Source organism: Acidovorax sp. M2(2025) (genome assembly GCF_049330835.1).
Lineage (GTDB): Bacteria > Pseudomonadota > Gammaproteobacteria > Burkholderiales > Burkholderiaceae_C > Acidovorax.
Genome location: NZ_CP186262.1, coordinates 423784 through 444832, shown reverse-complemented (window position 1 = coordinate 444832; position 21049 = coordinate 423784). Strand labels below are relative to the sequence as shown.

Sequence of the window (21049 nt, the reverse complement as noted above, 5' to 3'; positions counted from 1 at the left end):
AAGTAGGGACATGCGGCTCTAAGCACGGACCGTGCCACGCGCCGGTGCACCGCACCCCGGGCTGTTGCGCCGCGTTACAACGATCCCCGGTACAGTGACAGGCACACGCCTGCCGCCACGCACACTCTTGGTGCAATACGCAGGCCCCCCGCACTAAAACAACAGAGATCGCACCCAACTGGGGAGAAACCGTTTCATGAGTCTTGCTTTGGTGCAAAGCCGCGCCCTTCTGGGGCTGCAGGCACCAGCCGTCACCGTCGAAGTGCACCTGGCCAACGGCCTGCCCAGCTTCACGCTGGTCGGCCTGGCCGAGGTGGAGGTGAAGGAGGCGCGCGAGCGGGTGCGCTCGGCGCTGCAGAACGCGGGGCTGGAGTTCCCCCACAACAAGCGCATCACCGTCAACCTGGCCCCGGCCGACCTGCCCAAGGACTCCGGCCGGTTTGACCTGCCCATCGCCCTGGGCATCCTGGCGGCCAGCGGCCAGGTGGACGCCGCCCGGCTGGCAGGCTACGAATTTGCGGGCGAGCTGTCGCTGTCGGGCGAGCTGCGCCCCGTGCGCGGCGCCCTGGCCACCAGCCTGGCCCTGCAAAGCCAGCAGGTGGACGTGGCCCTGGTGCTGCCCCCGGGCAGCGCCGAGGAAGCCGCCCTGGTGCCCAGCGCCCGGGTGGTGCGGGCGCGGCACCTGCTGGACGTGGTGCGCGCCTTCCTGCCGCCCGGCAGCCAGGCCGTGCCGGACGCAGGCGGCCCCGCGGCCGACGCCGACGGTGGCGACGGCTGGACGCGCCTGCAGCCCACGCCCCTGGCCGCCGCCGGCACCGGCCCCGACATGGCCGACGTGAAGGGCCAGGCCACGGCCAAGCGCGCGCTGGAGATCGCGGCGGCCGGCGCCCACAGCGTGCTGATGGCGGGGCCGCCCGGCTCGGGCAAGTCGATGCTGGCGCTGCGCTTTGCCGGGCTGCTGCCGGCCATGACGGTGGACGAGGCCCTGCAGAGCGCGGCCGTGGCCAGCCTGGCCGGGCGCTTCCAGCCCGCGGCCTTTGGCGTGCGCCCGACCGGGGCGCCGCACCACACGGCCAGCGCGGTGGCCCTGGTGGGGGGCGGCTCGCCGCCCCGGCCCGGCGAGATCTCGCTGGCCCACAACGGGGTACTGTTCCTGGACGAGCTGCCCGAGTTCCCCCGTGCCGCGCTGGAGGCGCTGCGCGAGCCGCTGGAGACGGGCCACATCACCATTGCCCGGGCGGCCCAGCGCGCGGACTTTCCGGCGCGCTTTCAGCTGGTGGCCGCGATGAACCCCTGCCCCTGCGGCTTTCTGGGCTCCAGCCAGCGCGCCTGCCGCTGCACGCCCGACCAGATCCACCGCTACCAGGCCAAGCTCAGCGGCCCGCTGCTGGACCGCATCGACCTGCATGTGGAAGTGCCCGCCCTGCCGGCCGAACAGCTGGTGCAGGCGCCCGCCGGCGAGGCCACGGCCGCCATCCGCACCCGGGTGGAGGCGGCCCGCGCCCGCGCCGTGCAGCGCCAGGGCAAGGCCAACCAGGCGCTGCAGGGCCAGGAGATCGACGCCCACCTGCACCTGGAAGACGCGGCCGCCAAATTCCTCAACACCGCCGCCGCGCGCCTGGGCTGGTCGGCCCGCAGCACGCACCGGGCGCTGAAGGTGGCCCGCACCATTGCCGACCTGGCCGCCAGCGACACCACCCAGGTGGCCCACGTGGCGGAAGCCGTGCAGTACCGCCGCGTGCTGCGGCAATCCCCGTGACCTGCAAACTATAAAAATGATAGCTGCCTGCGCTTGCTGCACAAGCGCCAGGGGCTGATTTTCATCAAACCCCACGCAACGCGCTGCCGCAACCCGCAGGCGGCCCGGCACAATCGGCCCATGTCTTCCACCAGCGTCCGCACCCGCAAGAAACCCCAAGGCACCGCAGCCCCTGTCAGCGAGCCCCCCGCCCAGGGCGTGGAGACGGTGGACACCGGCTTCCTGCGCACGCTGGTGGGCTACAACACGCGCCGTGCCGCGCTGGCCATCATCGAAGTCTTCATGGAGCGCATGGCCGTGTACGACCTGAAGGTGGTGGACTTCTCGGTGCTGTCGCTGGTGGCGCACAACCCGGGCGTCACCTCGCGCCAGCTGTGCGCCACGCTGGGCGTGCTGCCGCCCAACCTGGTGGGCCTGATCGCTGGGCTGGAAAAGCGCGGCCTGATCGAGCGTCGCCCCCACCCCAGCGACGGCCGCGCCATGGGCGTGCACCTGACGCCCGCGGGCGCCGACCTGACGGCCCAGGCCGAATACACCGCCGCGCAGCTGGAGGTGGACGCCACCGCGCGCCTGACGGCCACGGAGCGCAAGACGCTGATCCGGCTGCTGCAAAAAATCTATCTGCCCGCAGGGGCGTAAGCGCACGCTGCACGTCCACGGCGCTGCTGCGCTTCGCCAGCGCCCACGCCGCTTGCGCTGAGCTTGCTATTGATTCGGCTCCCTTGAAGTTACCCCCCCGTTCGGGCTGAGCTTGCCGAAGCCTCGCGCGGCGCTTCGACTGCGCCCAGTGAACGGTTTCAAGTTCGTTGATGCCGACTGGATAAAGGGCTTTGGCGGGGCGCCCAGGCTTCGACAGGCTCAGCCCGAACGGATGGTGAGGGCAAAGGGCAAAACAAAGGGCAAAAAAATGGGGCGCATGTCGCGTGCCTCAGGCCGCGTGTGCCGCCGCCTTGGCCGCCAGCGCCGCGGCCAGCCCGCCCCACTGCTCCTGGAACAGGCCCGGGTCCATGGTCTTCACATCGCGCAGGATGGGCTTGAAGCCCATGTGGGCCAGCACGTCGCGCTCCAAGTCGATGCCGGGCGCGATCTCGATCAGCTCCAGCCCTTCGGTGGTCAGGTGGAACACCGCGCGCTCGGTGACAAAGAGCACGTTCTGCTCGCGCTTCGCGGCATCCAGCCCGTTGAAGGTGATCTGCTCAACCTTCTCGATGAACTTGCGCGAGCGGCCTTCTTTCACAATTTCAAGGCGCCCATCGCCCACCTTCACCTCCAGGCCGCCTGCGGTGAACGTGCCGCAGAACACCAGGTTCTTGGTGGAGCGCGTGATGTTGACAAACCCACCGCAGCCCACGGGCCGGCCGTTGAACTTGCTCACGTTCACGTTGCCGTGGTTGTCGGCCTGCGCCAGGCCCAGGAAGCTCGCGTCCAGGCCGCCGCCGTCGTAGAAGTCGAACTGCAGCGACTGCTCGATGATCGCGTCGGCGTTGTAGGCCGTGCCGAAGTCGCCCAGCTGCGCCGGGATGCCGCCGGTGATGCCGCTTTCCACGCTCAGCGTGAACTGGTCGGACACGCCCTCTTCCGCCGCCACCGAGGGCACGCCGGCCGGGATGCCGATGCCCAGGTTGGTGATGGCGCCGCGCTTGAGCTCCATGGCCGTGCGGCGCGCGATCACCTTGCGCTCGTCCAGCGGCATGGGCTCCAGCGTGTGCAGCGGCACGCGCACGTCGCCGGCCAGCGCCGGGTTGAACTGCGTGGCGATGGTCTGCATGTGGTTCTCGGGCTGGCTGACCACCACGTAGTCCACCGACACGCCGGGCACCTTGACCGACTTGGGGTGCAGGGTGCCGGCCTTGACGATGCGCTCCACCTGCGCGATCACGATGCCGCCGCAGGCCTTGGCCGCGTGGGCGATGTTGATCTGCTCCAGCAGCACGCCTTCCTTGTCCAGCGTGAGGTTGCCGTTCTCGTCGGCCAGCGTGCCGCGGATGATGGCCACGTCGATCTTGGGCGAGGGGTAGAACAGCCATTCCTCGCCGTTGAACTCCACCAGCTTGACCAGGTCTTCGGTGGACTTGCTGTTGAGCTTGCCGCCTTCGATGCGCGGGTCCACAAACGTGCCCAGGCCCACCTTGGTCAAGAGCCCCGGGCTGCGGCTGGCGATGTGGCGCGTGAGGTGCGACAGGCTGCCCTGCGGGAAGTTGTAGGCCTCCACCTCGCCGTCGAACACCATCTTCATCATCTCGGCGCCGGTCTGGCCGAAGTGGCCCGCCACGGTGCGCTTGATCATGCCGGGGTGCGCAAAGTGCACCATGCCCGCGTCCTTGCTGTTGCCGATGGCGCCGCAGGCCCAGGTGGTCACGTTGCGCGGGTGGCCTTTTTCCAGGAAGTTTTTCTCGACGCCCTTGAGTACTTCCTCGGGCAGGCTGGAGACGGCCAGGCCGCCCAGGAAGATGGTGGCGTTGTCGGGGATCAGGGCCCCGGCCTGGGCTGCGGTGATGATTTTCATGGTGCTGTGCTCTGCAAGAAGATGGGGAGACTGGGTTTACGCGTCGGTGTTTTCAATGAGCAGCGCAATGCCCTGCCCGCCGCCCACGCAGGCGCTGGAGATGCCGTAGCGCAGGCCACGGCGGCGCAGCTCGCGCGCCAGCGTCACCGTCAGCCGCACGCCGGTGGCTGCCAGCGGGTGGCCCAGCGCAATCGCACCGCCGTTCACGTTGAGCTTGTTCAGGTCCAGGCCCAGTTCGCGGCCCACGGCCAGGGTCTGCGCGCCCTGGGCTTCGTTGATTTCAAAGAGGCCGATGTCCTCCAGCGTGAGCCCAGTGCGCGCCAGCAGCGCGCGGATGGCCGGGGCCGGTCCGATGCCCATGTACTCGGGCGCCACGCCCACGGCCGCCACGCCGCGCAGGCGAGCCAGGGGCTTGAGGCCCCGCTGCTGCACATAGGCGTCGCTCGCCACCACGGCGCCGGCTGCGCCATCGACCAGGGCCGAGCTGTTGCCGGCCGTCTGCACCCCGCCGGGGTACACGGTGCGCAGGCCTGCCAGGGCCTCGACGGGCGAGGGGCGCGGGTGCGTGTCGCGGTCCAGCTGCGCCACCTTGCGCGGCAGCGTGATGCCGCGCGTGGCGTAGCCTTCCAGTTCGAACTTTTCGCTCGCCACGGGCACGATCTCGCCGGCCAGGAAGCCGTCTTCCTGCGCCTTGAGCGCGCGGGCGAAGGACTGCGAGGCGTAGGCGTCCACGTCCTCGCGGGTGATGCCGTACTTCTTGGCCAGGTTCTCGGCCGTCTCGATCATCGTCACCGGGCCGGCGGTGTCGATCAGCGCTTCCATCAGGAAGTCCTTGAACTCCACGGGCGCGCCCAGCTTGAAGCCCGTGCGGTGCGTGTAGGCCGCAATCGGGTTGCGCGTCATCGATTCCGTGCCCACGACCAGCGCCACATCGGTGTAGCCCAGCGCGATCTGGTCGGCCGCCTGGCGGAACAGCTCGAAGCCCGTGCCGCAGATGCGCGCCACCAGGATGGCCGGCACCGCTTGCGGCACGCCCGCGTACAGGCCGATGTGGCGCGGCAGCACGTAGGCGTCAAAGTCGGCCTGCGCCATGGAGCCGGTGATGACCGAGCCCACGTCCGCCGCGGGCACGCCGCTGCGTTCGAGCACGGCGCGGGCCACCTTGATGCCCAGGTCGGTGGGCGACACGTGGCCCAGCGCGCCGCAGTAGTCCACCATGGGCGTGCGCACGCCGTCCACCAGCCAGGCGTTCAACGGTGCAGAAAAGGAAGAGGTTGCAGTGGTCATGGGGATCAGGCCTTGGAAGTCACTTTGCTGTCGGTCACGCGGATCACCGTGGCATAGCCCGTGTCGCCGGCCGCGCAGCCGGTGAACAGGCCCACGCCGCCGCCGCGCAGCACCAGCTCTTCGATCAGTTCGATGATGGCGCGCATGCCGGTGGGCGCCTGCGGGTGGCCCCAGATGATGGAGCTGCCGTAGTTGTTCATGCGCTCCCAGGCAAAGCCGGTGTCGCGGGCCAGGGCGATGTCGTTCACGGCAAACGGGTTGTGCGTCTTGATGGCGGCCACGTCGCCAATGGACAGGCCCGCGTTCTTGAGCGCGTTGAACGCGGCAGGCGACGGCGCCATGGGCATGTAGCCGGCTTCCACGCGCGACATGCCAAAGCCCAGGATCTCGACTTCGATGCCGGGGTCCGTGGCCACGGCGCGGGCGCGCTCGCGGGTGGTGACGATGGCGCCCGCATTGCCGTCGGCCGGGTGCGTCTGGCCGCCGAAGGTGACGGTGCCGCCTTCCTTGACCGGCTTGAGCTTGGCCAGACCTTCGGCCGTGGTGGGGAAGATGCCTTCGTCGGCGCTCAGCGTGCCGGTCTGCTTGCGGAACTTGGAGTCGGTGACGGGCACCTCGGCCATGTAGCGCTTCTGGAAGGCGCGGTCGCCCGCCAGTGCCTCCTGGTACTGGTGGTAGCGGTGCAGCTTGAGCGCGTGCTGCTCTTCGGTGCTGATGCCATAGCGCGCGGCCACGTTCTCGCCGGTCTGCAGCATGGGGTTCTTGGCGTAGGGGTCGTGGCCCATGTTGTCGGGCACCCAGTGCTCGGTGATGCCGTAGCCGCCGGTGCCGCTCGAATCGGGGTAGTACACCACCGGCCCGTTGGATTGGCGGTCGGCCATCACCAGGAGCGCGCTGGTGGCCGTGCCGCAGGCCACCTCTTGCGCGGCCATCTGCAGCGCGCGCACGCTGGTGGCGCAGGCCTGCTGCACCGTGGGGCCGGCCACGCGGTCGATGCCCATCATGCCGGTCACCCAGGGCAGGCCATAGAAGCTGCCCTTTTGCGGGTTGGTGATGCCCAGGATGGCCAGGTCCACGGCCGAGAGGTCGTAGCCGCGCGCGGTGAGCGCCTGCTTGCCCACGGCGGCAGCCAGCGGCAGCGCGTTGAGGTTGGCCAAGGTGCCCTGCCACTTGGCAAAGGGCGACGACCAGTAGATACCGTAGGGAATGAAGGCGTTCATGGCAGGTCCTTGGTGGCGGTTGCGCTGTATTTTAGTTATTTATCATAACCAAATGTGCACGCACGAAAGCTAGGGAAACCACCTACCAAAGAGCGCGCCTGCGGCCTTGTTTTAGTTATTTTCGATAACCATAATTTGAGCAACCTCAATGCCACACACCATGACCCAATCCCCCGACATTTCCCTGGAAATCCGCGGCGAACGCGAGGAAATCGCGGTCATCCGCCTCACCCGTCCCGCCAAGCGCAACGCGCTGAACGACGGCCTGATCCTCGCCCTGCGCGATGTGATGGAGCGCCTGCCGGCCAGCGTGGGCGCGGCCGTGATCGACGGCGAGGGCGAGCACTTCTGCTCGGGCCTGGACCTGTCGGAGCTGAAGGAGCGCGATGCCGGCCAGGGCCTGCACCACTCGCGCATGTGGCATGCCGCGCTGGACCGCGTGCAGTTCGGCCCCGTGCCCGTGGTGGCCGCGCTGCACGGCGCCGTGGTGGGCGGCGGGCTGGAGCTGGCCAGCGCCTGCCACATCCGCGTGGCGGACGAGACCACCTTCTACGCGCTGCCCGAAGGCTCGCGCGGCATCTTCGTGGGCGGCGGCGGCGCGGTGCGCATTCCGCGCCTGATCGGCACGGCCCGCATGACCGACATGATGATGACCGGCCGCGTCTACAACGCGCAGGACGGCGAGCGCGTGGGCTTTGCGCAGTACCTGGTGCCCACCGGCACGGCCTTCGACAAGGCCTTCGAGCTGGCCCAGCGCATCGCGCAGAACGCGCCGCTCACCAACTACGCGCTGATGCACGCCCTGCCGCGCATCGCCGAGCAGCCCGCCGACCAGGGCCTGATGGCCGAAGCCATGATGGCCGCCATCGCCCAGAGCGCGCCCGAGGCCAAGGCCCGCGTGCGCGCGTTCCTGGACGGCAAGGCCGCCAAGGTCAAGAAGGCCTGACCATGCGAGCCCCCAACCGCGCCAGTGAGTTCCTGAAAGCACCCATGATGGCAACCGACTCCACCCCCCGCTTCCGGCCGCTGCGCTTCGGCGTGACCGAGGTCACCACCCGCCCGGGCGCCAACGGCGTGCTCTACGTGCGTGCCACGCAGGACCTGCAGCCCCACCCCGTGCGGCTGACCGACCGCCTCGCGCATTGGGCCGAAACCACGCCCGACCGCACCTGGATGGCGCAGCGCGTGCGCAACGCCGACGGCAGCCTGGGTGACTGGCGCCACATCAGCTACCGCGAGGCGTGGGCATCGGCGCGCCGCATTGCCCAGGCGCTGCTGGACCGCAAGCTGAGCGCCGACCGCCCCGTGGTCATGCTCAGCGAGAACGACCTGGAGCACGCGCTGCTGTCGCTGGGCTGCCTGGTGGCGGGCGTGCCGCAGTGCACGGTGTCGGCCGCCTACTCCACCGTGAGCAAGGACTACGACAAGCTGCGCCATGCCGTGAACACGCTCACGCCCGGCCTGGTGTTTGCCAGCAGCGCCGAGCGCTTTGGCCCCGCCATCGAGGCCACGGTGGGCGCCGACGTGGAGGTGGCGCTGATCGAAGGCACGCTGCCCGGCCGCAGCGCCACGCCGTTCAGCGCACTGCTGGCGGCCGAGCCCACGCCCGCCGTGGACGCCGCACACGCCGCCATCACGCGGGACAGCATCGCCAAGTTCATGTTCACCTCGGGCTCCACCAAGTCGCCCAAGGCCGTGATCATCACGCACGGCATGTGGACGGCCAACATGCAGCAGATGAACCAGTCCATGCCGGTGCTGACCGAGGAAGACCTGGTGCTGGTGGACTGGCTGCCCTGGAACCACACCTTTGGCGGCAACCACAACTTCGGCATCGTCATCTACAACGGCGGCACGCTGTACCTGGACGAAGGCCGCCCCACGCCCGCCGGCATGGCAGAAACCATCCGCAACCTGCGCGAGATCGCGCCCACGGTGTACTTCAACGTGCCCACGGGCTTCGAGGTGATCGCGCACACCATGAAGACAGACGCCCAGCTGCGCAAGAACCTGCTCAGCCGCGTGAAGATGTTCTTCTTTGCCGCCGCCGCGCTGTCGCAGCCCATCTGGGACGCGCTGTTCGAGGTGGCCGAGCAGGAGGTGGGCGAGCGCATCGTGATGAACACCGGCCTGGGCATGACGGAAGGCTGCCCCTTCTGCCTGGCCGTGAACAGCCCCTTTGTGCAGGCTGGCGACATCGGCGTGCCCACGCCGGGGCTGGAGCTGAAGCTGGTGCCCATCGACGGCAAGACCGAGGTGCGCTACCGCGGCCCCAACATCACGCAAGGCTACTGGCGCAATGCCGAAGCCACGCAAGAGGCGTTTGACGAGGAAGGCTTCTACTGCTCGGGCGATGCCGTGAAGTGGATCGACGAGGCCGACCACAACCGGGGCCTGAAGTTCGACGGCCGCATTGCCGAGGACTTCAAGCTCTCCACCGGCACCTTCGTGAGCGTGGGGCCCATGCGCGCCAAGATCATCGCCGCCTGCGCACCCTATGTGCAGGACGCGGTCATCACCGGCATCAACCTCAAGGAAGTGGGCGCGCTCCTGATCCCCACGCCGCACGTGCGCACCCTGGCGGGCCTGCCGGAGGACGCCAGCCTGCAGCAGGTGCTGGAGAGCGCCCCCGTGCAGCAGCATTTCCAGAACCTGCTCAACCAGCTGGCCGCCCAGGCCACCGGCAGCGCCACCCGCGTGGCCCGCATGCACCTGATGGCCGCGCCCCCGTCGCTGGACAAGGGCGAGATCACCGACAAGGGCTCCATCAACCAGCGCGCCGTGCTCAAGCACCGCGCCAGCCTGGTGGAAGCCATGCACGACGGCAAGCTGCCATTCACCCTCGTGCCCCAGCAATGAACTGACCTGAACTGAACGACTACCCAAGGAAAAGCACCATGCAGATTCAAGGACAAGCCGCCCTCGTGACCGGCGGCGCATCGGGCCTCGGCGAAGCCACCGCGCGCGCACTGGCAGCCCAGGGCGCCAAGGTGGCGGTGCTGGACCGCAATGCCGAGCTGGCCGAAAAAGTCGCTGCCGACATCGGCGGCGTGGCCTGCCCCTGCGACATCACCGACCCGGCCAGCGTGCAGGCCGCCATCGACAAGGCGGCGGCCGCCCACGGCCCCGCGCGCATCCTGATGAACGTGGCCGGCATCGGCAGCGCCAAGCGCGTGGTGCAGCGCGACGGCAGCGCCGCGCCGCTGGAAGACTTCGTGCGCGTGGTCAACATCAACCTGATCGGCACCTACAACGTGAGCCGCCTGTTTGCCGCGGCCTGCAGCAAGCTGCCCGTGCTGGACAACGGCGAGCGCGGCGTGATGCTGTTCACCGCGTCCGTCGCCGCCTTTGACGGCCAGGTGGGCCAGCAGGCCTACAGCGCGTCCAAGGCGGGCCTGGCCGGCATGACGCTGCCCATGGCACGCGACCTGGCCCAGCACGCGATCCGCGTGTGCACCGTGGCGCCGGGCCTGTTTGCCACGCCGCTGATGAAGGAGCTGCCCGAGGCCGTGCAGCAGTCGCTTGCCGCGAGCATCCCGTTTCCGCCACGCCTGGGCAAACCCGAAGAGTTTGCCGAGCTGGCCTGCCATATCGTGACGAACGGGCACCTGAATGGCGAGGTGATTCGCCTGGACGGCGCCCTGCGCATGGCACCACGGTAATGCACCCCCTGAGTCGCTTCGCGCCTTCCCCCTCTCCTGCGGGAGGGGGACGCCACCCGTGGCCTGGCAAAGCCAGTTCCACGGTGGCACTGGCTTGCGCAGCGCCCGTTTGAAGCGCCTCAGGAAATGAGTCGCCATTCGCCAGATAACAAGAGAGCGTGCAAGCGCCCCCGTTTTAGTTCTTGAGAGTTCCGTCAGACACAACCAGGAGACACACCATGACCATCACCCGCCGTCAACTCGTAAAAGCCTTGGGCGCCAGCGCCGCGCTGGGCGCCCTGCATCCCTTTGCCGCCCATGCCCAGGTGGACCAGGTGAAAGTGCTGTTCGGCTTCCCGGCCGGCAGCTCGGGCGACACGGTGGCGCGCCGCGTGGCCGAGAAGTGGGCCGGCAGCGCGTTCAGCAAGAACGCCGGCGTGGTGGAGAACAAGCCCGGCGCGGGCGGGCGCATTGCGCTGGAAACGCTCAAGGCCGCCCCGGCCGACGGCTCCGTGCTGGCGCTGGCGCAGGTGTCGGCCATTGCCAACTACCCGCACATCTACAGCAAGATGAACTACACCGACAAGGACTTCGCGCCCGTGTCGATCGCGGCCATCATGCACCACGGCCTGGCCGTGGGCCCCATGGTGCCCGCCAGCGTGAAGACGGTGAAGGACTTCCTGGCCTGGGCCAAGGCCAACCCCAAGGACGCCAGCTACGGCTCGCCCGGCGCGGGTTCCACCCCCCACTTCCTGGGCGCGCTCCTGGGCATCAACAGCGGCGTGGAGCTGCGCCATGTGCCCTACCGCGGCTCCATCCCCGGCGTGACGGACGTGGTGGGCGGGCAGATCGCCGCCATGGTCACGCCGCACGGTGACTTCATCGCCAATTACAAGGCCGGCAAGCTGCGCATCCTGGCCACCTCGGGCCCCAAGCGCTCCATCTACGTGCCCGACGTGCCCACGTTTGCCGAGCAGGGCTTCCCCGAGCTGACCACGGAAGAATGGTTCGGCTTCTACGCCCCGGCCGCCACGCCCAAGCCGGTGATTGCTGCCGCCAACGCCGCCATCAATGCCGCGCTGAAGGAAAAGTCCGTCATCGACAGCCTGGCCATCGTGGGCCTGATGCCCCACGGCTCCACGCCCGAAGAGCAGGCGCGCTGGCAGAAGGCCGAGTACGACACCTGGGGCCCGCTGATCAAGAAGATCGGGTTCACGGCAGAGTCCTAGAGAGCCCCCCCTGAGGCGCGTCGCGCCTTCACCCCCTCTCTCACGCTGGCGCGTGGGAGGGGGGACGCCGCCAGCGCGGCGGCCCTCGCCTGGGGCGCGCCGGTATCGGCGGGTGGAGGGGAAGCGCGACGGTTGCAGTGCGCCGCCGCCCACCTCGCCCCGAACCGTTCGGGCTGAGCCTGTCGAAGCCGTGGCGCGCCTACCCCCACCGTTCGGGCTGAGCCTGTCGAAGCCAAGGCACGCCGCGGTGACAGCCCTTCGACAGGCTCAGGGTGAACGGTTTCGTGTCACTTCAAACCAAAACAGCCTCCAGCGCTTACCCATCAAGCGCAAGCAGCTATCAAAACAAGAGCATCCCATGCCCGCACGCGACTCCCTTGCCGACATCCAGTTCCTGCTGACCGAGGTGCTCTGCGCCCCAGCGCAGTGGCAGGCGCTTGCGCCGTTTGCCGACACCGATGGCGGGCTTGCGGCGCAGGTGCTGGACGAGGCGGCCAAGTTTGTCGACACCGCCGTGGCCCCGCTACAGCGCACGGGCGACGAGGTGGGTTGCCGGTTTGAGGCAGGCACCGTGACCACGCCCCCCGGCTTCCGCGACGCCTACCAGGCCTTCTGGCAAGGCGGCTGGCCGTCGCTGTCTTGCGCGCCAGACGATGGCGGCCAGGGCCTGCCAGCAGTGCTGGAGTGTGTGCTGTTTGAATGGCTGGCCGGTGCCAACCACGGCTGGACCATGGCCCCCGGCCTGCTGCACGGCGCGTACGAGTGCATCAAACACCACGCCAGCGACGCGCTGAAAGCGCAGTACCTGGAGAAGGTGGCCACCGGCGAATGGCTGGCCACCATGTGCCTGACCGAAGCCCACGCGGGCAGCGACCTGGGAATGGTGCGCACGCGGGGCACCCCGCAGCCGGACGGCAGCGCGCGGGTGAACGGCAGCAAGATCTTCATCTCCGGCGGCGAGCACGACCTCACGGACAACATCGTGCACCTGGTGCTGGCGCGCCTGCCCGATGCGCCGGCGGGGCCCAAGGGCCTGTCGCTGTTCCTGGTGCCTAAGGTGCTCCAGGATGGCAGCCGCAACGCCGTGGTCTGCGAACGCATCGAAGAAAAAATGGGCCTGCACGGCAGCCCCACCTGCGTGATGCGCTTTGACGACGCCACCGGCTGGCTGGTGGGCGAGCCGAACAAGGGCCTCGCCGCCATGTTCGTGATGATGAACGCCGCCCGCCTCCATGTGGGCCTGCAAGGCATCGGCCTGCTGGAGGCCGCGTGGCAAAAGGCCAGCGCCTACGCCGCCGAGCGCCGCCAGATGCGCGCGCCCGGTGCCAAGGACACCAGCCTCATTCAAGACCACCCCGCCATCCGCCGCATCCTGCACACGCAGCGCGCGTGGATCGACGGCGGCCGCGTGCTGGCCTACCACACCGCCCTGCAGCTGGATGTGGCCAAGCACCACCCCGACGCGGCCGAGCGCGCCGCCGCGCAGCGCTGGTGCGCGCTGGTCACGCCCGTGCTCAAGGCCGCGCTCACCGACCAGGGCTTCCACGGCGCCAGCGCCTGCCTGCAGGTGTTTGGCGGCCACGGCTACGTGAGCGAATGGGGCATCGAGCAGATCGTGCGCGATGTGCGCGTGGCCATGATCTACGAGGGCACCAACGAGATCCAGGCCATCGACCTGCTGGTGCGCAAGGTGCTGGCCGATGGCGGCCAGGGTTTGGCGGCGCTGCTGGCCGCGCTGCCCGGCAAGGCCCCCACGGCCGCAGCCAGCGCCCGCCGCCACGCCCTGGTCGAGATCACGCAGACCCTGGCCATTGCCGCGCAGACCGACCCCGAGCTGCCCTACTGGGTGGCCGACGACTACCTGCGCGCCGTGGCGCTGGTGCTGCTGGAATGGGCCTGGGGCCAGATCGGCGCCGCCCGCGACGCGACCGCCGCGCCAGACCGCTGGAGCGCGCCCGCCCAGGCCTTTGCGCAGTGGGTGCTGCCCGAGTTCGACCTGCGCGCCGGCATCCTGCGCCAGCGCATCGCCCAGGCCTTTGAGGTACGCCCCAAAGAGGCCGCCAGCGCTTGATGCGCAAGCGCTAGCAGCTCCTGATTCAGTAGCAAATCCATCTTCCGCCGTTCTCCCACCCACAGCGTGTAGAGGCCGCGCTGCGGGCTGTCCTGCGCCTCGATAAACCACAGGAGACAACGCCATGCGCTTGAAGATGATGAGAAGACACCGGATGCGTGCCCACCACCCCCTGGCCGTATCGGCCGCGGCGGCCGCGCTGCTCATGGGCTGCGGCGGCTCGTCCGATGCCGCCCTGCCCCAGCTCTCGGCCGCCACGCCGGCCACGCTGCAGTCCTGCGCCACGCTGGCCACCAGCCTGGCCCTGCCCGACACGCGCATCACCTCGGCAGAGCAAGTGCCCGCCGGCCCGCTCACGCTGCAGGGCGCGACCACCCAGGCGCCCGCGCACTGCCTCGTCAAGGGCAAGATGAAAGAGCGCACCAGCCCCGTGGACGGCGCCAGCTACGCCATCGGCTTTGAGATGCGCCTGCCCGTGGAGTGGAACGGCCGCTTTCTGCACCAGGCCAACGGCGGCCTGGACGGCAGCGTGGTCACCGCGCTGGGCTCGGTGAGCGGCGGCGCCCCCGTGGCGCCCGGCCTGGTGCAAGGCTTTGCCGTGCTCAGCTCCGACGCCGGCCACGGCGCGCCCACCCCCTTCTTTGGCGTGGACCCGCAGGCCCGGCTGGACTACGGCTACCAGGCCGTGGGCACCCTCACCCCCATGGCCAAGAACCTCATCAAGAGCGCCTACGGCAAGGCCCCCGACCGCTCGTACCTGGCCGGCTGCTCCAACGGCGGCCGCCACGCCATGGTGGGCGCATCGCGCTATGCCGACCAGTACGACGGCATCCTGGCGGGCAACCCCGGCTTCCACCTGCCCAAGGCCGCCACCACGCAGCTGTGGAAGGCCCAGCAGTACGCCCAGGTATCCACCAAGGACGCCACCACCGGCCTGCCCGACCTGACCACCGCCGTCACGCCCGCCGAGTTCAAGCTCATCAGCAGCAAGATCCTGGCGAAGTGCGACGCGCTGGACGGCGTGGCCGACGGCCAGGTCAACGACGTGGCCGCCTGCCAGGCCGCCTTCAACCTGCAAACCGACGTGCCCACCTGCACCGGCGCACGCGACGGCAGCTGCATCACCAGCGCGCAAAAGAGCGTGCTGGCCAGCATCTTCGCCGGCCCCAAGAACAGCAAGGGCGAAGCGCTGTACGCCGGCACCTGGTGGGACCCCGGCATTGCCGGCGCCAACTTTGCGTCCTGGCACTTCGGCTCCCCCGCCACGCGGGACGCGGGGGCCGTGGCCTTCATCTTCACCTCGCCCCCCTCCACCGTGCCGGCGTTCACCGCCATCCCCGGCATGCAGTACGCGCTGGGTTTCAGCATGGAGACGGACTATCCCAAGATGTTCGCCACCACGGCGCAATACGCCGAGTCGCCCTGGTCCTATATGACCCCGCCCGATGAGGCGGACCTGAGCCCGCTGAAGAACCGGGGCGCCAAGATGATCGTCTTCCACGGCGTGGCCGACGGCGTGTTCTCGCCCATGGACACCGCCCACTGGATGGACCGCCTGCAGGCGAATCACAACGGCAAGGCCGCCGACTTTGCCCGCCTGTTCCTGGTGCCCGGCATGAACCACTGCTCCGGCGGCCCCGCCACCGACCAGTTCGACATGCTGGCCCCGCTGGTGGCCTGGGTGGAGCAAGGCAAGGCGCCCGACAGCGTGACGGCGAAAGCACGCGGCGCAGGCGCCAACGTGGTCAACACCGAGCTGCCCGCCAGCTGGTCCGCCCACCGCACCCGGCCGTTGTGCGTGTACCCGAAGGTGGCGCGCTACAACGGGACGGGGGATGTGGAGAGTGCGAGCAGCTTCACCTGCAAGTGATCCGTGCTTGAAAAGCGGGAAGTCCGGCGCAAGCCGGGCTTCCCTTTTCTTTTTATGCCTTGGCGCGGGGCTTCATGCGGAAACTGACGCCCATGCGGTTGATGGCGTTCATGGTGGCAATCGTGAGCGTCAGGTCCACCAGGTCCTTCTCGCCAAACACGGCCAGTGCGGCCGCATAGGCTGCATCGGAGGCATGGGTCTCGCTCACGCGGGTCACTTCCTCGGCCCAGGCCAGCGCAGCGCGCTCCTGCTCGGAGAACAAATACGCCGCCTCATGCCACACAGGCACAAGCACCACCTTCTCCACCGACATGCCTTGGGCCAGCAGGTCGCGCGTGTGGATGTCGATGCAGTGCGCGCACCCGTTGATCTGCGACACGCGCAGGAAGATCAGGTGCGTCAGCAAGCTGGGCAGGCCCGTGCCCTGGGTGGCGAAGTGGTGCAGCGTCCCGATGGCCTTGGCCCCCTCGGGCGACACGTTGAACCAGACAGCGCGATTCATACAGCAGTTCCTTTACGTTGAATGTTGGGCGGGGGCGATATCGGCCTCCTGCTCTCAAGACGTGTGAAGTGAAGCGCTGTGACAGATGCGGGGAAATGGCGGCGGACCTCTTTCGTGGTTGCCTGGGAAGAACACGGCAAGGCACCTGACAACGTGACGGCGAAGACACGCGATGCAGGCGCCAATGTGGTCAACAACGAGCTGCCCGCCAACTCGGCCGCTGTGTGCACCCGAAGCTGACACCTACAACGGGCCGTGGACCTGTCCGGAAGTATCAGAGGGGTTTTATTAAAAGTGTAAACTTGACAAAATTCCTCTGGAGATAGAAACAAATGGGCAAGCCGCTGAAGAATCCGCCGGTGTATTTCACGGTGGTTCAGGTCCGCTTCAACGCCGTTCTTAACCTCAAGGAGAAATACCTTCCGCTGATTCAGGACGGCCTGCGCAAGATGGGCTATCCGGTCTATCTGCAAAAACAGGCGTTTGCCCTTCACCTGGAGGGTGGACAGGGTGCCCCCAAGATGGTGCCTATCGAACAGTACTTCTTCAGCAATCCGGCGCAGACCCACGTGTTTGTGCTCGGCAATGATGTGCTGACCTTCCAGTCCACTGACTATGGGAACTTCGAGAGCTTCTCCGAAGCGTTTCTGAAAGGGCTCGCGCTGGTGCATGACGTTGTCGAGCTGGCGTTCACCCAGCGCATCGGCCTGCGCTATCTCGACTTCGTTCTACCCAAAGAGGGCGAGCCGCTGGAGCTCTATCTGCATGCCGGGGTGTTCGGTCTGAGTGCGGAACTCGGAGGTGCGTCGATACACGCGTACACCGAGTCACTGACCCAGCACGGTCAGGTACAACTGCGCTCGCGCATCGTGCTGCAGGATGGCGGTGTGGCGTTTCCACCGGACGTCGCTCCCGACGACATGAAACTGCAGCCTCGCTTCCTAGAAGGAAAGGGGCGACATGCAATTCTGGACAGCGACGGGTTCGTGGAGGAGCGGCATGACTACTCCCTGGATAATGTGAAGAGTCGGCTTGTTGACATCCACAAGGTCATTGGTGAAGCCTTCAAGAAGGCCACCACCGAGCACGCACACCAATTCTGGGAGGAATGATGGTCGCTTTCGTGGCAGATTTGCCCTCTTGGCAGGCAGGGTCGTTCGGATATCAGAGCCCGGCGGCGTTGTATGCGCGTGCTCCGGTGCAACAGCGGCCACTGCCGGCGCTCCAGCCCGGCACCGGCGGCTTCGCATCGGCTGAACTGCTGCGTCAGCCCTGGGGCTACGCCATGGTCTCCGTCGAGTACGAGGAACCGGCTTCGCCCTACGCGTCGATGATGGAGCAGGTACGCACCGGCTTTGGCCGCAACATGTCGCGACTGCCCGAGGTGTTCGGCGTCTCTCGTCAGGCACTCTACAACTGGCTCAACGGGGATACGCCCGCCGCGTCCCAGCACGCCCGCATCAGAAGCCTTGCGGAGGCCGCAGCCGTGTTCCAGGCGAGGGACTTCAAGCCGACCGCTGTTTCACTGGACCGGGTTCTGAGCGGCGGGAAATCGTTTCTCCAGCTGATGTCCGAAGGCGCAGATGGACGAGCCACGGCTGAAAAGCTGGTCAGGGTCATGGAGCGTTCCGCGCAGGCCAAGGGGCGGCTGACCAGTCTCTTGGTAGACGAAAAGCCAGTTGCCCTGTCGGCGTCGGACCTTGGGTCGGCCGCGCGTGACGAACTCTGATTGGCAGGAAGACCGATGGAAAGCTGGTCGCGCGAGACCTCTTGGCGACAGGGCTGTGTCCTGAAGGAGTCGACTGCGAGCGCACTTGGACTGGCGCATGAGAGTGACCCCGCATGCACCTGTGTGATGGTCGTCTCGCACGACTGCGACCTTGCCAACGACAACCTTATGATTGAACCGGACGTCGAGGTCATCGTCGGCCGCACGGTCGACAAAGAGGATGGGAACTACGCCTGGGCCAAGGCGCCCAGGACCCTGCATTTGCGCCTCCAGGAAGATGGAGCCGACCAGGTGGTCGAACTGGTGTCCACCCGCAAGCGCACGATCCCCAAGTCAGCCTTGGCCGCACACGAGCCGGATGCGGCTTACGCTCTGGATGCACGGGGCCTTAGTGTGCTGCGCGAGTGGCTGTCATCGCGCTACCAGCGAGCAGCGTTCCCGGATGCGTTTGTGGAGCGGATGAAGAGCACCGAAGCCGACCGGAGGCTGGCCAGGGCTCTGAAGGGATATGGCGCACACATCTCGTTCGTGTTCTTCAAGCTTCAGGGCGGTATTGTGGAGCGCGCCGCCGGGGACCCCTATGTGTTAGACGTGGTCCTTGTCCACCCAGAAGGGGACGATGCCGAGGAGGCCATGGACGCAGCCGAACAGGCCGCATCAAAGGTTGAATCGGTGCTGCGCACAAGGCTCACCGACCCATCGGTTATCCAGCTACGCAGCTGCATCACTCTGTGCGAGAGTGAAATCACCATCGCCCAGTCACGCCTGCTGATCCAGTGGCGCTTGGAGTACATGACGCTATCTGCCGACGACGAACAGCTCGGCATGCCATTGCATTGACCGGACCGGAGCGCCGATCAGCGAAGTCAGCAGCGCCCTGGTGTCATCGGCGTCCTGCGGTTGCCTGTGTGCAGGCGACACACAGCGATGCATCCAAGGGGCATATATGACATCTGTCGGTCAACGCACTTGACTGCAAATAGCCGCTTTCCGCGTCATTCAATCCGTCGATCCTCAGACTTGAACGACCGAGTCCCGCCTCAAGCAGCCAGTCCATAGCGCTGACGTTCCGCAAAATCATGGCCTGGGCAGGATTGAACTCCCGAGCTGGGGTGGTTTGCACTTAGTTGGATTGATGCAGCCAAGACCTTCGCAGCAATCAGCGCCTATTCCGACGCGTCCAGTGCCCGTCCGGGCAAGCCTTGACGCTTGCTGGCTTCCTCTTTCGCCTTCTTCCCTTGGTCGTAATGCCACTTGATGGCAAAGAACATGCCGGTGCCAAACACGGCCACCTTGAACACAATGAAGACTATCGGGACCCAATCCATCTTTGAGATTTTCCTGGCTGTTGATGGGCACTGTCGGATGTGAAGTGCACTGCCTCAAAACGCTGCATCGGCAGCTTCATCGTGTTCAAGCCATCGTCGAATCGCACATCGACAGCACCGGGCAAATGATCTGAAAACTAGGTGCGATGCTATCCAGCCTGCGTTGCGGGCGTAAGCATCAGTTCTGTTTAAATTTACCGTAGCAGATAGTGAGTAGCGTGCAAGGCGGTTACCGGTGGATCAGCGCACCAGGTGGAGCGTGTCGAAGGGGCGTGAAGGGAAGTAAACGAATAGCTCGTTTCGATTGCACCGCGATAACGAGTTGCAGAGCCGGAAACGAAGCAAGCGTTTCTATTTCAGCTCATGCTTCCGCCGGACCACCCGGAAGGGACGGCACGCCGGCGCCACGATCCGCGCAAGTGAAAAAGGCTTGCCAGGGGAATCCCTGCGCAAGCCTTTCGTTGGTTGCTGCACTCTCTCTATTGGGTCGGCGTCAACGCACTTGAAACCGTTCGCACTGAGCTCATCGAAGCGCCGCGCGAGGCTTCGACAGGCTCAGCCCGAACGGGTGTTGTAAGTTCAAAGGCGTCCACTTTCAGATGGACGCTCAACACCGCCCCCTCCGGCAACCAGCGCGCCAATGCGCGCTACCAGATGCTCAGAACGGCAACCCCACGTAGTTCTCCGCCAGCGAGCCCAGCGCCTTCTCCGACGAGAACAGGTACGCCAAATCCGTGTCCTGCAGCTTCTGGTCGTAGGCCAGCGAGTCGGGGAAGGTGTGCAGCATGGTCGTCATCCACCACGAGAAGCGCTGGGCCTTCCACACGCGGGCCAGGGCCTTTTCGGAGTACTTGTCCAGGCCGGTGCTGTCGCCGTTCTTGTAGTGGGCGACCATGGCGTGGTACAGGTAGTAGATGTCGGATGCGGCGCTGTTCAGGCCCCGGGCGCCGGTGGGCGGCACGATGTGGGCGGCGTCGCCCGCCAGGAACAGGTTGCCGTAGCGCATGGGCTCGGCCACGAAGGAGCGCAGCGGGGCGATGGACTTTTCGATGGAGGGGCCGGTGATCAGGCGCTCGGCCACCTCGGCGGGCAGGCGGCGCTTGAGTTCGGCCCAGAAGGCCTCGTCGGACCAGTCTTCGACGTTGTCGGACAGCGGCACCTGGATGTAGTAGCGGCTCAGCACCTGCGAGCGCAGCGAGCACAGCGCAAAGCCGCGTTCGTGCTTGGCGTAGATCAGCTCGGGCGAGACGGGCTTGGTGCGCGAGAGCACGCCCAGCCAGCCGAAGGGATACACCTTTTCGTATTCCTTGAGCACGTCGCGCGGGATGGACTTGCGGCTCACGCCATGGAAGCCGTCGGCGCCGATGACGAAGTCGCAGTCGATGCGCACCACCTCGTCGCCCTTGCGGTAGGTCACGTAGGGGTTGGCGCTCTTGAGGTCGTGCGGCTGCACGTCTTCGGCGTTGTGGATGACGATGCCCTTCATGCGGTCGCGCGCTTCGTACAGGTCGCGCGTCAGCTCGGTCTGGCCGTAGACGACCACGGAGCTGCCGCCGCTGTACTTGTGCAAATCGACCCGGTCCATCTTGCCGTCGTGGGCGATCATGAAGCCGTCGTGGATCTCGCCTTCCTTGTCCATGCGCTCGCCGCACTGGGCTTCGCGCATCAGCGCGGCAAAGCCGTGCTCCAGCACGCCGGCGCGGATGCGGCCCAGCACGTATTCGCGGCTTTGGCGCTCCAGCACCACGGTTTCAATGCCCTTGAGGTGCAAGAGTTGCGACAGCATCAGGCCCGAGGGGCCTCCGCCGATGATGCAAACCTGGGTTTTCATGGATGTCTCCTTCGGATGGTGGTTCATGACATTGATCAAAACGACCACCCAAAGATACGTGTCACAGTCGCCGGCA

17 protein-coding genes are annotated in these 21049 nt (G+C 67.1%); 11 read left to right on the top strand and 6 right to left on the bottom strand.

Annotated features, from left to right (window positions below; all coding sequences use genetic code 11):
- Positions 1–196 precede the first annotated feature (196 nt).
- Positions 197–1759, top strand: coding sequence for a YifB family Mg chelatase-like AAA ATPase (locus tag ACOYR3_RS01990; RefSeq protein ID WP_422844851.1), 1563 nt, complete (start codon positions 197–199; stop codon positions 1757–1759).
- A gap of 120 nt (positions 1760–1879) precedes the next feature.
- Positions 1880–2398: a MarR family winged helix-turn-helix transcriptional regulator gene (locus tag ACOYR3_RS01985; RefSeq protein ID WP_422844850.1), complete on the top strand. Its 519-nt coding sequence runs from the start codon at positions 1880–1882 to the stop codon at positions 2396–2398.
- Between the two features lie 289 nt (positions 2399–2687).
- On the opposite strand, the gene ACOYR3_RS01980 is transcribed toward ACOYR3_RS01985, so the two are convergent.
- From ACOYR3_RS01980 to ACOYR3_RS01970, 3 genes are read right to left on the bottom strand one after another with little or no spacing between them, the layout of a single operon-like run.
- Positions 2688–4265: an acyl CoA:acetate/3-ketoacid CoA transferase gene (locus ACOYR3_RS01980; protein ID WP_422844849.1), complete on the bottom strand. Its 1578-nt coding sequence runs from the start codon at positions 4263–4265 to the stop codon at positions 2688–2690.
- 36 nt (positions 4266–4301) lie between these two features.
- Positions 4302–5552 (bottom strand): thiolase family protein, encoded by a 1251-nt coding sequence (locus tag ACOYR3_RS01975; protein WP_422844848.1) that lies wholly within the window; start codon positions 5550–5552, stop codon positions 4302–4304.
- A gap of 5 nt (positions 5553–5557) precedes the next feature.
- Positions 5558–6772 (bottom strand): thiolase family protein, encoded by a 1215-nt coding sequence (locus ACOYR3_RS01970; protein ID WP_422844847.1) that lies wholly within the window; start codon positions 6770–6772, stop codon positions 5558–5560.
- 160 nt (positions 6773–6932) lie between these two features.
- On the opposite strand from ACOYR3_RS01970, the gene ACOYR3_RS01965 reads away from it, so the two are divergent.
- The 6 genes from ACOYR3_RS01965 (at position 6933) to ACOYR3_RS01940 (ending at position 15583) form a co-directional block, all read left to right on the top strand.
- Positions 6933–7718, top strand: coding sequence for a crotonase/enoyl-CoA hydratase family protein (locus tag ACOYR3_RS01965; protein WP_422844846.1), 786 nt, complete (start codon positions 6933–6935; stop codon positions 7716–7718).
- A 44-nt stretch (positions 7719–7762) separates the two neighbouring features.
- Positions 7763–9631: a feruloyl-CoA synthase gene (locus ACOYR3_RS01960; protein WP_422846511.1), complete on the top strand. Its 1869-nt coding sequence runs from the start codon at positions 7763–7765 to the stop codon at positions 9629–9631.
- Between the two features lie 38 nt (positions 9632–9669).
- On the top strand, positions 9670–10434 hold the full coding sequence (locus tag ACOYR3_RS01955) for an SDR family NAD(P)-dependent oxidoreductase (protein ID WP_291487927.1): 765 nt from the start codon (positions 9670–9672) through the stop codon (positions 10432–10434).
- A 218-nt stretch (positions 10435–10652) separates the two neighbouring features.
- Positions 10653–11642 (top strand): Bug family tripartite tricarboxylate transporter substrate binding protein, encoded by a 990-nt coding sequence (locus ACOYR3_RS01950; protein ID WP_422844845.1) that lies wholly within the window; start codon positions 10653–10655, stop codon positions 11640–11642.
- 358 nt (positions 11643–12000) lie between these two features.
- Positions 12001–13713, top strand: coding sequence for an acyl-CoA dehydrogenase family protein (locus ACOYR3_RS01945; protein WP_422844844.1), 1713 nt, complete (start codon positions 12001–12003; stop codon positions 13711–13713).
- A gap of 154 nt (positions 13714–13867) precedes the next feature.
- Complete coding sequence (locus tag ACOYR3_RS01940) at positions 13868–15583, top strand: tannase/feruloyl esterase family alpha/beta hydrolase (protein ID WP_422844843.1); 1716 nt, start codon at positions 13868–13870, stop codon at positions 15581–15583.
- 52 nt (positions 15584–15635) lie between these two features.
- Here ACOYR3_RS01940 and ACOYR3_RS01935 read toward each other — a convergent pair whose 3' ends face one another.
- A complete protein-coding gene (locus tag ACOYR3_RS01935; RefSeq protein ID WP_422844842.1) occupies positions 15636–16085 on the bottom strand; it encodes a carboxymuconolactone decarboxylase family protein in 450 nt (149 codons plus the stop codon).
- Between the two features lie 332 nt (positions 16086–16417).
- Between ACOYR3_RS01935 and ACOYR3_RS01930 the strand changes: the two genes are divergently transcribed.
- The 3 genes from ACOYR3_RS01930 to ACOYR3_RS01920 all read left to right on the top strand — a co-directional run bounded on the left by ACOYR3_RS01930 (position 16418) and on the right by ACOYR3_RS01920 (position 18654).
- The gene (locus ACOYR3_RS01930; RefSeq protein WP_422844841.1) at positions 16418–17197 is read left to right on the top strand and encodes a TIGR04255 family protein; all 780 of its coding nucleotides are present in this window, start codon (positions 16418–16420) and stop codon (positions 17195–17197) included.
- Complete coding sequence (locus ACOYR3_RS01925) at positions 17194–17814, top strand: hypothetical protein (protein WP_422844840.1); 621 nt, start codon at positions 17194–17196, stop codon at positions 17812–17814. Before ACOYR3_RS01930 ends, ACOYR3_RS01925 begins: the two co-directional genes overlap by 4 nt.
- 126 nt (positions 17815–17940) lie before the next feature.
- The gene (locus ACOYR3_RS01920; protein ID WP_422846510.1) at positions 17941–18654 is read left to right on the top strand and encodes a hypothetical protein; all 714 of its coding nucleotides are present in this window, start codon (positions 17941–17943) and stop codon (positions 18652–18654) included.
- Positions 18655–18980: 326 nt separating this feature from the next.
- Here ACOYR3_RS01920 and ACOYR3_RS01915 read toward each other — a convergent pair whose 3' ends face one another.
- Together ACOYR3_RS01915 and pobA are read right to left on the bottom strand one after the other, a co-directional pair.
- Entirely contained in the window at positions 18981–19142 is a 162-nt protein-coding gene (locus ACOYR3_RS01915; RefSeq protein ID WP_422844839.1) for a hypothetical protein, read from the bottom strand.
- Between the two features lie 658 nt (positions 19143–19800).
- Positions 19801–20973, bottom strand: coding sequence for a 4-hydroxybenzoate 3-monooxygenase (gene pobA, locus ACOYR3_RS01910; RefSeq protein ID WP_422844838.1), 1173 nt, complete (start codon positions 20971–20973; stop codon positions 19801–19803).
- Positions 20974–21049: the final 76 nt, after the last annotated feature.